The organism is Caballeronia sp. LZ065 (assembly GCF_031450975.1).
Taxonomy (GTDB): Bacteria; Pseudomonadota; Gammaproteobacteria; order Burkholderiales; family Burkholderiaceae; genus Caballeronia.
In genome coordinates this window covers 109111-122948 of the sequence record NZ_JARUXV010000003.1, presented here as the reverse complement: position 1 = coordinate 122948, position 13838 = coordinate 109111, and the positions used below count along the sequence as shown (strand labels likewise).

General features: G+C 65.3%; 12 protein-coding genes. 5 read left to right on the top strand and 7 right to left on the bottom strand.

Going from position 1 to position 13838, the window contains the following annotated elements:
• Positions 1-20: 20 nt before the first annotated feature.
• Positions 21-1439, bottom strand: a complete 1419-nt coding sequence (locus QCE63_RS20870) for an MFS transporter (RefSeq protein ID WP_309835697.1) — start codon at positions 1437-1439, stop codon at positions 21-23.
• 355 nt (positions 1440-1794) lie between these two features.
• On the opposite strand from QCE63_RS20870, the gene QCE63_RS20865 reads away from it, so the two are divergent.
• Positions 1795-3351: a diguanylate cyclase domain-containing protein gene (locus tag QCE63_RS20865; RefSeq protein ID WP_309835696.1), complete on the top strand. Its 1557-nt coding sequence runs from the start codon at positions 1795-1797 to the stop codon at positions 3349-3351.
• Positions 3352-3373: 22 nt separating this feature from the next.
• Here the strand turns inward: QCE63_RS20865 and QCE63_RS20860 are convergent, their stop codons facing one another.
• From QCE63_RS20860 to QCE63_RS20845, 4 genes are all read right to left on the bottom strand, one after another.
• A complete protein-coding gene (locus QCE63_RS20860; protein ID WP_309835695.1) occupies positions 3374-4042 on the bottom strand; it encodes a response regulator transcription factor in 669 nt (222 codons plus the stop codon).
• The gene (locus QCE63_RS20855) at positions 4032-5903 is read right to left on the bottom strand and encodes a PAS domain-containing protein (protein ID WP_309835694.1); all 1872 of its coding nucleotides are present in this window, start codon (positions 5901-5903) and stop codon (positions 4032-4034) included. Before QCE63_RS20855 ends, QCE63_RS20860 begins: the two co-directional genes overlap by 11 nt.
• Positions 5904-6035: 132 nt before the next feature.
• The gene (locus QCE63_RS20850) at positions 6036-6407 is read right to left on the bottom strand and encodes a response regulator (RefSeq protein ID WP_309835693.1); all 372 of its coding nucleotides are present in this window, start codon (positions 6405-6407) and stop codon (positions 6036-6038) included.
• 130 nt (positions 6408-6537) lie between these two features.
• Positions 6538-7458: a LysR family transcriptional regulator gene (locus QCE63_RS20845; RefSeq protein WP_309835692.1), complete on the bottom strand. Its 921-nt coding sequence runs from the start codon at positions 7456-7458 to the stop codon at positions 6538-6540.
• 161 nt (positions 7459-7619) lie between these two features.
• Here QCE63_RS20845 and QCE63_RS20840 point away from each other — a divergent pair, with 161 nt between their 5' ends.
• Entirely contained in the window at positions 7620-8831 is a 1212-nt protein-coding gene (locus QCE63_RS20840; protein WP_309835690.1) for an MFS transporter, read from the top strand.
• Positions 8832-8848: 17 nt separating this feature from the next.
• On the opposite strand, the gene pssA is transcribed toward QCE63_RS20840, so the two are convergent.
• Positions 8849-9457: a CDP-diacylglycerol--serine O-phosphatidyltransferase gene (gene pssA, locus QCE63_RS20835; protein WP_309835689.1), complete on the bottom strand. Its 609-nt coding sequence runs from the start codon at positions 9455-9457 to the stop codon at positions 8849-8851.
• A gap of 204 nt (positions 9458-9661) precedes the next feature.
• Between pssA and QCE63_RS20830 the strand changes: the two genes are divergently transcribed.
• From QCE63_RS20830 to QCE63_RS20820, 3 genes are all read left to right on the top strand, one after another.
• Positions 9662-10165 (top strand): MerR family transcriptional regulator, encoded by a 504-nt coding sequence (locus QCE63_RS20830; RefSeq protein ID WP_309835687.1) that lies wholly within the window; start codon positions 9662-9664, stop codon positions 10163-10165.
• Positions 10162-11718, top strand: a complete 1557-nt coding sequence (locus QCE63_RS20825) for an MFS transporter (RefSeq protein ID WP_309835685.1) — start codon at positions 10162-10164, stop codon at positions 11716-11718. The genes QCE63_RS20830 and QCE63_RS20825 overlap by 4 nt, the downstream gene beginning before the upstream one ends.
• A 62-nt stretch (positions 11719-11780) precedes the next feature.
• On the top strand, positions 11781-13385 hold the full coding sequence (locus QCE63_RS20820) for an acyl-CoA synthetase (protein ID WP_309835683.1): 1605 nt from the start codon (positions 11781-11783) through the stop codon (positions 13383-13385).
• Here QCE63_RS20820 and QCE63_RS20815 read toward each other — a convergent pair.
• Entirely contained in the window at positions 13382-13828 is a 447-nt protein-coding gene (locus tag QCE63_RS20815) for a type II 3-dehydroquinate dehydratase (RefSeq protein ID WP_309835681.1), read from the bottom strand. The two genes, QCE63_RS20820 and QCE63_RS20815, sit on opposite strands and share 4 nt — an antisense overlap.
• Positions 13829-13838 lie beyond the last annotated feature (10 nt).

Here is a 13838-nt window from a genome sequence, read left to right as displayed (position 1 = left end):
ACCTGTCTGATGAAGCAGGCTCACGAAGCACGCGCATTCGCGACCGACTCCGCGCGCAGCCGGTCGTATTCGGTCTTCTCGACTTCCCGTGCATCTGCCTCGCCAAGTTGGTTGAGCGGAATGCGGTAGGTTTCGCGCGCGCTCCATGCGGCGATGGCCGCGATGATCGTCACCACCAGCGTGATCGAGCCGATGGTCAGCGGGATGTTGGTCGATCCCGGCGGCGCGACGGTCGCGAACAGCGCGGGCAGCAGCGCCGTGATGGTCGTGCCGACATTCTGCGCGATGGCCATGGCCGAAACGCGCGTGCGGGTGGGGAAAAGTTCCGGATAGAAACTCGGGAAGATCGCGTTATAGCCCTGGTACACGACGCCCCACATCAGCAGCGACGCGATGATCGCCATGCCGACGCTATGAATGCTGATGGCATACAGATACAGGTACGACAGCAGCCCCGAGGCAATCGCCCCGACGATGATCGGCGGCCTGCGCCCAATCTTGTCGGAGAGATTGCCGACCAGCGGAATCACGACCACCGCGAGGATGTTGCCGACCACCGGAATCCACAGGTACACGCTCTTGTGAAAGCCGACGCCATACGCCGCCTGCACCGCATACGCCGCGCCGAAAATGGTGGCAACGACGGGGATCACGTTCATCAGCGCCATGCAGACCACGCGGAACATGTCGGCGAGGTTGTAGCGAAAGGCATCGACGATCGGCGAACGCGGCACCGCGCCCCGCTCGCCTTCCTTCTCGAAGGCCGGCGTTTCATGCACTTCACGCCGGATGATGTAGCCCGCGATCAGCACGACCGCCGAGAGCAGGAACGGGATGCGCCAGCCCCATGAATTGAAGGCGTCCTCCGGCATGTAGTACGCGAGCGGCAGGAACACGGCGGCGGCGAGAATCTGGCCGGCCTGCACGCCCTGCAACGTGAAACTCGCGAAATAGCCGCGCCGGCCGAACGGCGAGTGTTCGAGAATCATCGAGCTCGCGCCCGAAATCTCGCCCGCCACCGCGAAGCCCTGCACCAGACGCAGGATCACGAGCAGCGCGGGCGCCAGCATGCCGACGCTGTGATAAGTCGGCAGCAGGCCGACGGCCATGGTCGAGAAGCCCATCAGGAACATGCACAGCACGAGTACGGTCTTGCGGCCGTGGGTATCGCCGAAATGGCCGAGCACGAAGGCGCCGATCGGCCGCGCGACATAGCCGACGCCATAAGTGGCCAGCGACGCGACGATCGCCACCTTCGGATTGCCGGACGGAAAGAACAGTTGCGGGAAGATCAGCGCCGCGGCCTGCGCATAGATGAAGAAGTCATAGTATTCGAGCGCCGAGCCAATCCAGCCGCTCGCGGTAGCCTTCCTCGTCTGCTTGCGGTGTTCGGCGTGCGACGCGTCCGGTGCGCTGGATGAGCGTGAATTCGTGTTCATGACGTCTCCTTGTTATCGATCGCCTGACGGCTCCCAGGCCTTCTTCATGACGCTGTCTTCACATCGATATCACAGTGCGCGTGGCGCGCAACCGGCCGGCACGCTGCGAACCGCCTTCCATCATCGTCCGTGAACCGAAAGCTTTCGATGAGGCAAAACCCGCGCCGCGCCGGCTTTGCAGCGCGCGGTCGTCAAACGATCATGCGGAACGGGCACAATGCGCGGGCGACGCCCGATTCCGGGCGGCGGGCATCGCTCAAGATTTCTGCAGGCACTGCCGTAAATACGCGCACCGGCGGTGCTCTCACCGCCGGTGCTGTTTTTTTTCCCTCTTCCCGGCACGCCGGTCCTTCGTATGCCACGTACCCCGTCCCTGATCGATGCGATTCTCGCCACCCCGGCGACAGAGGACGGCACGATCACGCCTGCGATGCGCGCGGCGCTGCTGTCGACGCTCGTCGTCGATGTGCGTCCGCTGCTGCTGTCCGGGCTGTCGAGCACATTCGTCGCGGTCATCGCCTGCATGCGGCTCCATGCGCTCTGGAACGTCGTCTGGCTGGCCAGCGATGTCCTGCTGCTTGCCGTGCGCCTGGGGATCGTGTGCCGGTATCGCGCCTTGCGCGGATCGGCGACGCCGCATCCCGCTCCGTGGGCCCGGCGCTATGCGCCGTTCGCGCTGGCGGCGTGCTTCGCGACCGGTCTCGGCACGATGGCGTGCGTCGCGTCCGGCGACGCCGTCCTGACCGCACTCGCGATCATGGTGACGGCCGGCTCGCTCGGCGGTATCGGTTCCCGCAATGCGGGCACGCCGCAACTGGCGCTCGCGCAGGTCAGCCTGGGCGCCGCGCCGATCGGCATCGGCGCGCTGCTGGCGCCGGCCGGCTACGGCATTCTGGTGCCGCCGCTCTTCCTCTATCTCGCCGCGATGTCCGCGGTCGTGCGCCGCCACTATCGCGGTCTCGTCGCGATGATGACCGCCGAGCATCGCCATGCCGAGATCGCCGCGCGCTTCGACGCCGCGCTCGCCCATATGCCGCACGGCCTGTGCACGGTGGATGCAGCGGGCAAGGTGATCATCGCGAATCGACGGGCGGCGGACCTGTTCGGTGTGAGCGGCGACACGCTGCGCCTGAACGTGTCGTTGCCGGATTTCATCGGCCATGTGGGCATCGCGAAGTTTGGCGAGACCTTGCGCCGCGAGTTCGCCACGCGCTGTGCCCAATGGCTGAAGGACGGCCACGCGCCGCTCGACTTGCCGCTCAGCGACGGCCGCCAGCTCCAGTTGATCCGCAATCCGGTGCCGGACGGCAGCACGGTTATCATCATCGAGGACGTGACGGAGCGCCGCCGGAACGAGGCGAAAATCCTGCACTGGGCACATCACGATTCGCTGACCGGTCTGCCGAACCGCCGCTATCTGTCCGATCACGCCGAACGCCTGATGACGGGCGGGGCCGGACGCGAGAAAGTCTTCGTCATGTATGTGGATCTGGACGGCTTCCGGCGCATCAACGACGCACACGGCCACAACACCGGCGATGAATTGCTGCGCCAGGTCGCCGACCGCCTGCGCAATGCGATGCGGCGCGCCGAGCTGGCCGCGCGGCTGGGCGGCGACGAGTTCGCGATCGTCGCGACCTATATCGCGAGCCGCTCCGGCGAGGCGTTCGTGCAGAAGATCCTGCGCGAACTCTCGGAGCCTTATGACCTGATGGACGGGATCATCGAGCAAGTGAGCGTGAGCGCCGGCATTGCGCTTGCCGGACCGGGCGAGCTGTTCGAGAGCGCGTTGAAGCGCGCCGACGCCGCGCTCTTCGAAGCGAAGACGTGCGCGCGAGGCGAGTACCGGTTCGCCTCGCCGGATGGCCAGCAGGCCGTCACGGGGCTGGCGGAACGCGATCGCCTGTTGTAACGCAACGGCGTGGCCGCGTCGCTCAGAGGCGTTGCGCCCGCGATGCCGCCGCCGCGCCCTGCGGCCGCTCCACACCGAGCGCTTCGGCCTTCAACACGAGATCAGCGAGCGAACGCGCCGCCATTTTCTTCATCGCCTGGCCGCGATGGATTTTCACCGTGATCTCGCTCAGATTCATTTCCGCCGCGATCTGCTTGTTCATCAGCCCCGACACGACGAACGCCAGCACCTCGCGCTCGCGCGGCGTGAGCAGGTCATAGGCCCGCCGCAAGTCGGCTACTGAACGGTTCGCGGTGCGCCGCGCTGCGTCGCTTTCCAGCGCCTGGGCTACGGCGTCCAGCATGTCCTGATCGCGAAACGGCTTCGCCAGAAAATCCTTGGCGCCGGCCTTCATCGCCTTCACGGTCATCGCGATATCGCCATGCGCCGTCATGAAGACGATCGGCAGGCCGAGCTGGCTCGCCGCCATCTGCTCCTGCACCGCGAGGCCGCTTTGCCCTTTCAGGCGCACGTCGAGAATCAGGCAGCTCGGCACGTCGGGCATGTCGTGCGCAAGAAACTCGTGCGCCGATGCGAAGCTCGTCACGTTCAGATCGACCGAACGCAACAACGTGCCGAGCGCCTCGCGCATTGATTCGTCGTCGTCGACCACATAGACCATTGCGCCGTCCGCGTTGCCGCTAGTGTTCATTGTCGTCCCCTTCGTGTCCGGGCAGCTCGAAGCGCAGACGCGCGCCGCCTTCCTCGGGCGCTTCCGCCCAGATCCTGCCGCCATGTGCCTCGATGATCGAACGGCAGATGGACAGCCCCATGCCCATGCCTTCCGCCTTCGTCGTGAAAAATGCATCGAACAGGCGGCGCGCGCTCTCGTCGCTGATTCCCGTGCCCGTGTCCTGCACCGTGACCGTGACATGACCCGGCGCGTCCGTGCTGGCGCTCGTCGCGATGTGCAGGATCCGCGGACCGTCCACGCCGGACATGGCGTGCGCGGCGTTCATGAAAAGATTGATGAGCACCTGCTGCAACTGCACGCGGTCGCAGCACACCGTAGGCGCGGGCGTGGCGAGTTCGGTGCGCACGTCCACGCGATAACGCGCCAGTTCGCGCCCGACGAGTTCGAGGGTTTCGCCGGCGATCTCGTTGACGTCGAGCGTCGCGGGCTGGCTGTCGCGCTTGCGCGCCATCGCGCGAATCCGGGCGATGACCTCGCTCGCGCGCCGGGCGTCGCGGATCATTTGCGTGATCGCCTGCCGCGCTTCCCCGATGTCCGGCGTCGCGCGGCCGAGCCAGCGCAGGCCCGCGTCGCCGCTGGTGACGATGGCGGCCATCGGCTGCGTCACTTCATGCGCGATCGACGCCGCCAGTTCGCCCAGCATCGTCACGCGCGTGACGTGCGCGAGTTCCGCTGTCGAGCGCGCGAGCGCCTCCTGCGCGCGCTTGGTTTCGGTGACGTCCATCAACGCGCCGACGGTCTCGTCGCCTTCGCCTTCCGCCGCCGAGCGGTGCGCGACGAAATGCACATGCTTGACCGTTCCATCCGGCAGCAGCAGCCGATGCTCGACATCGATCTCCCGCGCGCCGCTCAATGCGGCCGTGTGCGCGCCGCGCACGATGGCGAGGTCGTCGGGATGCGTGCGCGCCAGGATCGCGTCGATGGACGGCGTAACCTCGCGCGGATAGTCGAAGATGCGATACGCCTCGTCGGACCACCACATGGTGCCGGCGGGCAGGCTCGTCGCGATGCTGCCGGTGCGCGAGAGCCGCTGTGCATCCAGCAGGAACGCTTCGCTGCGGCGCAGCGCGTGCTCGGCCTGCTTGCGCGCCTCGATATCCGTGTTGACGCCGTACCAGCGCCGGATCGCGCCCGACGCGTCGCGCAACGGCTCGGCGCCGATATGCATCCACCGGTACACGCCGTCGCTGCCGCGAATCCGCGAAACGTTTTCGAACGGCGCGCCCGTCGCGATGGCGGCTTGCCAGTCGCGCTGCATCGGTTCGAAGTCGGCGGGATGCACGATGGTTCGCCAGACATCGTCGCCCCCTGCGGGGTTTCCCAGCGAGACGCCGAGATCGTTCCAGCGCCGGTTGACGAAGATCAGCCGACCTTCCGGCGATGAACTCCATACCATGCCGGGAATCGCATCGATGGTATTGCGCAGTTCTTCGCGCTGACGCTCCAGTTCCGCTTCCATGCGCTGGCGCTGCGTGATCGCGGTCTGGTTGCGCAGCGCGAGCACGGCGGTCGTGGAAATCGCGAGCAGGCTCACGACGCATCGCGCGAGCGCGCTGCCGGAAACCGTCTGATCGTGCGAGAGGATGAAGCCGATGAGCGTCAGCAGCACGCAACCCCAGGCGGTGCCGATGGTCGCCCGGCGCTTGCCCGTGGAACTGACGAGCAGCACCACCACGACATACAGCACCGCGATGGCGATATCGAGCGGCGTGAGCGCGTCGATCAGAAAGACGGCGAGCGCGATGGCCGCCGCGAGCATGGACACGATGCGGGTGTCGTGACGCAGCGTGGGCGGCGCGGCCTGAAGTGTCTCCATCATGGCCGGGCGAGCGCCGGCGGGTTGAAGCGAACGACGAACGGAGCGACTGGCATGGTCATGAGCGTTCGGGGAGGCGTTCGTTGAGAAGGATCCGGGCGAGCCGCCGCCGGACCATCGGCCGATTCTAACCCTTCAAAAAGCTTGCCTGATGCGATCCAGGCAATCGGCGACGGTGGTTCCATCGACAGGCTTGCTGAGGAAGCAGACCGCGCCGCCGTCGAGCGCCTGCCGCCGCGCGGCCTCGGATGCGAATGCGGTGATGAACATCACCGGCACGTTGGGCGCGAGTGCATGCAGGCGTTGCTGCAACTGCAGGCCGGACATGCCGGGCATGTTGAGATCGGTGATGACGCAGGCGAGGCCGTCGAGCGGATCCGTGTCGATGAACGCTTCCGCCGATGCATACAGACTCACCTCCCACCCGAGCGACCGAAGCAGACTGGAGGAAGCGACGCGAACGGATTCGTCGTCGTCGATCACGGAGACTCTGGAAGGGAATGACAAGGGCGTGATCCTGAATCGTGCGAAAGAGAGCGGCGGGCACTGGACCGGCCACCGCCTCGATGTAATCCATCTTACGCAGCGGTCGGACGCCGGCAAATCATATGCTTGTATAGGATGCCGCTACGTAGGTTCAGGTCAGTTTCGGACCCGCGAGGCGCGCTTCCAGGAAACGCACGAGCGCCCGGACCTTGCTCGACTGCCGCCGGTTCGGCAGATACGCGGCATGAATCACGACGCCCTTCTCGTGCGGACTGGCTTCATGGTTGTCGAACAGCCGCACGAGCCGTCCGGCGCGCACGTCGGCATCCACGAGCCAGGCGGGCAACAGCGCGATGCCGCGTCCGGCGAGCGCCGCTTGAAGCAGCATGTCCAGGTTGTTCGACAACAGATGTCCGTGTACTTCCACGCGTGTCTCGGCACCTTTCGCACGAAAGGTCCATTCCTGCCGCGCGCGATGGCCGCCGCCATACGCGAAACGAAGACATTCGTGCGCGCCGAGGTCGGCGGGTGACGCCGGTGTGCCGCGCTGCTGAAGATAGTCGCCGCTCGCGACGACCATGCGCGGATTGTCCGCGAGCTTGCGCACGATGAGCGTCCCGTCGCGGTCCGGCACGCCGATGCGCACAGCGACGTCGATACGCTCGGTCACGAGGTCGGCGTAATGATCCGCGACGACGAGGTCGAGGACCACGCGCGGATGCTCCACCATGAACGCGGCCAGATGCGGGGCCAGCCGCAGCCGTCCGAAGGTTGAAGGCACCGCGACGCGCAGGACGCCGACTGGTGCAGCACTGCTGTCGAAGACGCTTTCGTCGGCTTCGGCGAGATCGTCGAGCAGCCGGCCGACCTGCTCCACGTAGGCGACGCCCGCGTCGGTCAGGCTTACCTTGCGCGGCGTGCGCGTGAGCAGGGCCGCGCCGAGCGATGCTTCGAGCGCGTCCATCAACCGCGTCACCGACGAAGTGGCGACGCCCAGACGCCGCGAGGCCTTGGCAAAGCCGCCCGATTGCGCTACTTCGAGAAGCGTATTGAGTGCCTGAAGCTTGTCCATTCCGCGCCTTTTCTCGTTGCATCGCACGCAACGCAAGCTTGCATTCTAGAGGGATTCCATCGTCATGGCGCAACGACTACGCTTCGTCTCAGGCCTTGGGCGCCTCAAGCAGGTTGCGCCGCAACACCGTATAGTCCCTCTCTGCCATTCAAGGAACATTCATGTCGACACCCACATCGACCCCGCTCGACGGCACCCGGCACATCGAACTCACGCGCGGCCTGATCGCGCTGTTCGCGTTCTGCTGCGGCGCCATCGTCGCGAATCTCTATTACGCGCAGCCGATCACCGAACTCATCGCGCCCGACCTGCACATGGCCGGCGGCACGGCGAGCCTGATCGTCTCGCTCACGCAGATCGGCTATGCGCTCGGCCTCTTCTTCATCGTGCCGCTCGGCGATCTGCTCGAGAACCGCAAGCTGATGATCGCGACGGCGCTTGTCTCCATCGCGAGCCTGATGGCCGCCGCGTTCACCCACACGCCCGGCTGGTTCCTCGTGATTTCGCTGCTGATCGGCTTTTCCTCGGTCGCGGTGCAGATCCTGATTCCGCTCGCGGCGCACCTCGCGCCGGACGAATCGCGTGGCAAGGTGGTCGGCACCATCATGAGCGGTCTGCTGCTCGGCATCCTGCTGTCGCGGCCGGTGTCGAGCATCGTCGCGGGTCACTTCGGCTGGCGCGCGATGTTCGCCGCGGCCGCCGTGCTGATGGTCGTCATCACGATCGTTCTCGCGCTCACGATTCCGCGCCGTCAGCCGAATCATCAGGCAACCTACTTCCAGTTGATCGGCTCACTTGGCCATCTCGTCCGCACGATGCCGGTGCTGCGTCATCGCTCGCTGTATCAGGCGCTGATGTTCGCGTCGTTCAGCCTGTTCTGGACCGCGATTCCCATCGAACTCACGCGGCATTACGGGCTTTCGCAGACGGCCATCGGCATCTTTGCGCTGATCGGCGCAATGGGCGCGACCTCGGCGCCCATCGCCGGGCGTCTCGCCGATGCCGGACATACCGTGCGCGCCACCTTCACCGCGCTGATCCTGGCCGCGCTCGCGTATCTGCCGGTTCTGATTCACCCTGCATGGGGTGTGGGCGCGCTGGTCGTGACGGGCGTCTTGCTCGACTTCGCGGTGCAGATGAACATGGTGCTCGGCCAGCGCGAGATCTATGCGCTGCATGCGTCGAGCCGCAACCGGCTGAACGCGGTCTATATGACGAGCATCTTCGTGGGCGGAGCAATCGGCTCGGCGTTCGCCAGCCAGATCTACGAACATGGCGGCTGGCGGCTCGTCGCAGTCTGCGCGACGGTGTTTCCGCTGCTGGCGCTCGTGCATTTCCTGCTGGTCGGGCGGCATCACGCGTCGCATCACTGACGCCGCCTGTCGGGCGCTCAAGGCTTGGGAATGCGAATCCGGCTGATCATCAGCGAACCGGAGATGGCGTAGACCAGCACGAGCGGATGCAGCACGAAACCGCCGATGCGCGCCGAGCCGAACCACATGTTCTCGCCGATCGCGCCCAGCGCCGCTCCGACCGTCAACAGCAGCACGATCACGAAAGATGTGGGAATGGGCGTGCCTTCGAAGTGCGTGACCTTGCCGGCGGCGCCCGACATCTCTTCCGTCGTCACGTTATAGCGTGCGAGACGTGACACGCCGCACGCCACGAAATAAGCCAGGATCACGCGGTCATACAGGCCGCGCATGCCGAAGCCATACGCGATGATCGCCGGCGCGACGCCGAACGAGATCACGTCCGCGAGCGAATCCAGTTCCTTGCCGAGCAGCGACGCCTTCTGACGCCACCGCGCGATGCGTCCGTCGAGCACGTCGAAGACGAGCGCCGCGAACACCAGCGCGCAGGCGAGATAGATGTGCAGGACATCGGAGTCGTCGAGGTAGGACATCGCCGAGAACAGCGCGCCCGTACCGCATACCGCGTTCCCCAGCGTGAACCAGTCGGCCAGGTGGAAATCGCGGATCATCGAGAATCGTTTCATTCGTATCGGTTGTTCGTGACGTTCGTGACGTTCGGGCAGCGTCCGATGCAGGCGCCGCGTGGCCCGGTGGAAGGCCGTTGGAGTCTATCACTGCGTTCCGGTTCAACGCGTGGCAGATGGCGAGCATGCCTCATGCCCGGCAAACCTGTACGTGAACGTACAGGTTTGCGTTATACTGCGAGGCATCGCTTCTTGTCATTCGCCATGTCTACGCCCTCCGCGCTCCTCACCATCCGCGACGCCGCCGAACGCCTGCAAGTCACCCCGCGCACGCTCAAGTACTACGAGGAACGCGGGCTCGTCACGCCGAGCCGCAGCGAAGGCCGTTACCGGCTTTACAGTGACGAGGATCTGGAACGCTTTGCACGCATCCTGCGGCTGCGGTCGCTGGGCTTTTCGTTGCAGGGCATTGTCGAAATGCTCAAGCGGCCGATGGAAACGCTCGGCGAAGGCCGTACAGGTTATTCAAGCGCGTCGCTGCGCGAGATCGAGCAGGCGCTGTCGCAGCAGATCGAAGCGGTGGACGCGCGCATCGCGAACGTGCGGCGCGAACTGAAGGAAGCGCAGGCGGTGCGCAAGGATCTCGCCGACGACCTCGACTATCTGCGGCGGCGCATCGCGGGCGAAAGCAAGGAAGCGCTGTTGCAGGAGCGGCTGGCCGCGCGCAAGCCGCGCAAAACAGCGAGCGGCGGAGACGATGACGCATGAGTGCGGCATCGTTCAGCTTGCCGGGAAGGATTGCGGAGCGCCTGCGCGCGGATTCCTTCGCGTGGGCCATCGCGCTGGCAACCGGCCTGGACTACTTCGACAACGCCGTCTTCTCGTTCTTCACGACTACGATCGCGGGCGGCATCAACGCATCGTCCGATGAACTCGTCTGGGCTTCCAGCGCGTATGCGGTCGCCTCGGTGCTCGGCATCCTGCAGCAGCAATGGTGGATAGAACGGATCGGCAACCGTCGGTACATCGCGGGTTGTCTGCTGCTGTTCGCGGCGGGCGCGGTCGCAGCCACGTTCGCCGAGTCCGCGCTCGAACTGGCGCTCGTGCGCGGCTTCCAGGGCTATTTCATCGGCCCGATGATGAGCGCGGCGCGCATCCTGATTCAAACACGCTTCACACCGCAACTGCGTCCGCCCGCGACGCGCCGCTTCCTCAACATGATTCTGCTCGGCACCGCGCTTGCACCGCTGTGCGGCGGCTATCTCGTCGCGTGGCTCGGCTGGCGTGCGTTGTTCACGTGCACGGCAGTCGGCGGCGTCGCGCTTGCGCTGCTAGCGTTCATCGCCGTGCCTTCGACGGGACGCGTACAGCCCGAAGAACGCGGCGACACCCATTTCTGGCCTTACATCATCTTCGCGTTCGCGCAGGGCGCGTTGCAGATCGTCATGCAGCAAGTGCGCTTCGAGTTGTTCAGCGGCTCGCCCGAACTCATCGTGCTGACGGCCACCGGCGTGCTCGCGCTCGGCTGGTTCGTCTGGCACCAGTGGCATCATCCGCGTCCGCTGCTGCGGCTCCAGGCATTGCGCGAGAAGACGTTTCAAGTGGGCATCGTGCTGTACATCGGGTTCTATTACATCAACAACGCGATGAGCTTTCTCGTTTCGCGTCTGCTGGAAAGCGGCTTGCGTTATCCGGTGGAGAACGCGGGGCGGCTCGTCGGACTGACTTCGATGGTGTCGCTCGGCATGGCCGTGATCTACTTCCGCTATTCCGCACGCATCAAGCACAAGAAGTGGCTCATCATGACCGGCTTCCTGATGGCCGCGTTCATCGGCGCTTGGATGATCAACCTGCCGCCCGACGTCAGCATGGGCTGGCTCATCGCCCCGATGATCCTGCGCGGCATGCTGCTGCTTTTCATCGCGCTGCCGGTGGCGAATCTCACCTTCCGCGTCTTCGCAATCGACGAGTACAGCCACAGCTATCGCTTCAAGAACATCGTCAAGCAACTGACCTACTCGTTCTCCACGGCGACCATCATCATTCTCGAACAGCATCGCGTGGCGTTGCATCAGACGCGGCTCGTCGAAACGATCAATCCGTACAACCCGGTCTTCGAGAATGCCTACAAGAGCCTGCTCGGCGGCTTCCCGAATACCGGGCACAGCGCGTCGGAGGCCGGCAGTCTCGCGCTGGGCGAGATCAGCCGCCTCGTTGCGCAGCAGGCCAACTTCCTGAGTTCGCTCGATGGCTTCTATTATTTGATCGGTGTCGCGCTCGTCGCCGGGGCGGTGGCGGCCTGGCAGAAACGTATCGACTGAACGCGTTGCCGCGCAGGGAGCCAGTATGATGTCCCCACGATCAACCTTCCCGCCCTCGCCCCATGCTCCCGTCTGGTGACTCTTACGAAGCCGTCGCAGCGCAGTTCGAATGGCGCATTCCGGCGCGCTACAACATCGCGCAGGACGTCTGCGACAAATGGGCGGACGGTTCCGGCCGCCTGGCGCTGATCGTCGAAGCCGCGGATCTTTCTCAGCAGCGCTACAGTTTCGATGACCTCCTTCGGATCTCCAACCGCTTCGCCAATGCGATGAAGGCGCGGGGCGTCGAACGCGGCGATCGCGTCGCCATCTTCGTGCGGCAGTCGGTGGAAGCTGCCATTGCGCATCTCGCGGCGTACCGGATGGGCTGCATCGCCGTGCCGCTGTTCGCGCTGTTCGGCATGGACGCGATTGAATTCCGCCTCGGCCATTCGGGCGCGAAGGCCGTCATCACCGATGCCGAAGGCGCCGCGAAGATCGCGCAGATCCGCGCCGCCTTGCCCGATCTGCATCATGTGTTCTGTGCCGAATCGGACTTCTGGCCCGCGATCGAAGCCGCATCCGATGAACCGGCCCTGGTCGATACCGCCGCCGACGATCCCGCCGTCATCATCTACACCTCGGGCACGACCGGCAAGCCGAAGGGCGCGCTGCACGGGCATCGCATCTTGTTGGGCCATTTGCCGGGCGTGGAGATGTCGCAGCAATGCTTTCCACTCGACGCCACGTTGTTCTGGACGCCCGCCGACTGGGCGTGGATCGGCGGTCTGTTCGACGTGCTGATGCCCTCGTGGCATCACGGCGTGCCGGTGCTGGCGCGCCGCTTCGACAAGTTCGACGGCGCGGCCGCGTATGACCTGCTCGTTCGACATCAAGTGAGCCACACCTTCCTGCCACCGACCGCGCTGAAGATGATGCGCGCGACATCTGGCGCCAAGCCTGACGGTCTGGCGCTGCGTTCGGTGGCGAGCGGCGGGGAATCGCTTGGCGAGGAATTGCTGTCGTGGGGACGCGCGATGCTCGGCGTCACCATCAACGAGTTCTATGGACAGACCGAATGCAACATGGTGCTGTCATCGTGCGCGCGCTGGTTCGAGCCGCAAAGCGGTGCGATTGGCCGGGCGGTGCCGGGACATCGCGTGGCCGTGGTCGACGATCACGGCGTGCCGGTGCCTGATGGCACGCCGGGGCACATCGCGATTCAGCGGCCGGACCCGGTGATGTTCCTCGGCTACTGGCGCGACGAAGCCGCGACCGCGCAGAAGTTTCGCGGCGAGTTCCTGCTGACCGGGGACCTCGGCACGCTCGAAGACGGCTTCTTCCGCTTCCTCGGCCGCGACGACGATGTCATCACGAGCGCGGGTTATCGCATCGGACCGGGACCGATCGAGGACTGCCTGATCCGGCATCCGGCGGTGCGCTTCGCGGCGGTCATCGGCGTGCCGGATGCGCGGCGCACGGAGATCGTATGCGCGGTGGTCGTGCTCAATGAGGGCTTCGAACCCGGCGAGGCCCTCGTGCGCGAATTGCAGGACCACGTGCGCACGCGGCTCGCCGCGCATGAATATCCGCGTGAAGTGCGCTTCGCCGCCGAACTGCCGATGACCGCGACGGGGAAGATCATTCGCAAGTCGTTGCGGGGGCAGTTTGCGGCGGGCGAAGGCTAATCCGCCTCCCGCAACATCTCCGCCACCGCCCTTAACGCAAGCAAATACCCCTGCGGCCCCAACCCGCAGATCACCCCCCGCGCCGCCAGCGAAACCAGCGAATGCCGATACTGCTCGTCGCGCTGATGAATATTCGTGATGTGCACTTCGATCACCGGCTTGCGGATGAGCTTGATGGCATCGAGCACGGGAATCGACGAGAAGGAGAAACCGGCCGGATTGATGATCACGGCGGCGTCCTTCTCGAAGGCTTCCTGCAACCAGTCCACCATGACGCCTTCATGATTGGTCTGGCGGAACTCGCAGGCGAGACCGAGCTCGCCCGCGAGCGCTTCGGTGCGCGCCTGCACTTGCGCGAGCGTCGTGGTGCCGTAGAGATGCGGCTCGCGCTTGCCGAGCATGTTCAGGTTCGAGCCGTTCAGGACATAGACAGTAGGATTCATCAGCTTCGTC

Coding starts and splice junctions, on each gene's coding strand:
- QCE63_RS20860 (WP_309835695.1), bottom strand. CDS start 4,042: ATGAACACTAGCGGCAACGCGGACGGCGCAATGGTCTATGTGGTCGAC.
- QCE63_RS20815 (WP_309835681.1), bottom strand. CDS start 13,828: ATGAATCCTACTGTCTATGTCCTGAACGGCTCGAACCTGAACATGCTC.
- QCE63_RS20840 (WP_309835690.1), top strand. CDS start 7,620: ATGTCGACACCCACATCGACCCCGCTCGACGGCACCCGGCACATCGAA.
- QCE63_RS20830 (WP_309835687.1), top strand. CDS start 9,662: ATGTCTACGCCCTCCGCGCTCCTCACCATCCGCGACGCCGCCGAACGC.
- QCE63_RS20820 (WP_309835683.1), top strand. CDS start 11,781: ATGCTCCCGTCTGGTGACTCTTACGAAGCCGTCGCAGCGCAGTTCGAA.
- QCE63_RS20825 (WP_309835685.1), top strand. CDS start 10,162: ATGAGTGCGGCATCGTTCAGCTTGCCGGGAAGGATTGCGGAGCGCCTG.
- pssA (WP_309835689.1), bottom strand. CDS start 9,457: ATGAAACGATTCTCGATGATCCGCGATTTCCACCTGGCCGACTGGTTC.
- QCE63_RS20845 (WP_309835692.1), bottom strand. CDS start 7,458: ATGGACAAGCTTCAGGCACTCAATACGCTTCTCGAAGTAGCGCAATCG.
- QCE63_RS20870 (WP_309835697.1), bottom strand. CDS start 1,439: ATGAACACGAATTCACGCTCATCCAGCGCACCGGACGCGTCGCACGCC.
- QCE63_RS20865 (WP_309835696.1), top strand. CDS start 1,795: ATGCCACGTACCCCGTCCCTGATCGATGCGATTCTCGCCACCCCGGCG.
- QCE63_RS20855 (WP_309835694.1), bottom strand. CDS start 5,903: ATGATGGAGACACTTCAGGCCGCGCCGCCCACGCTGCGTCACGACACC.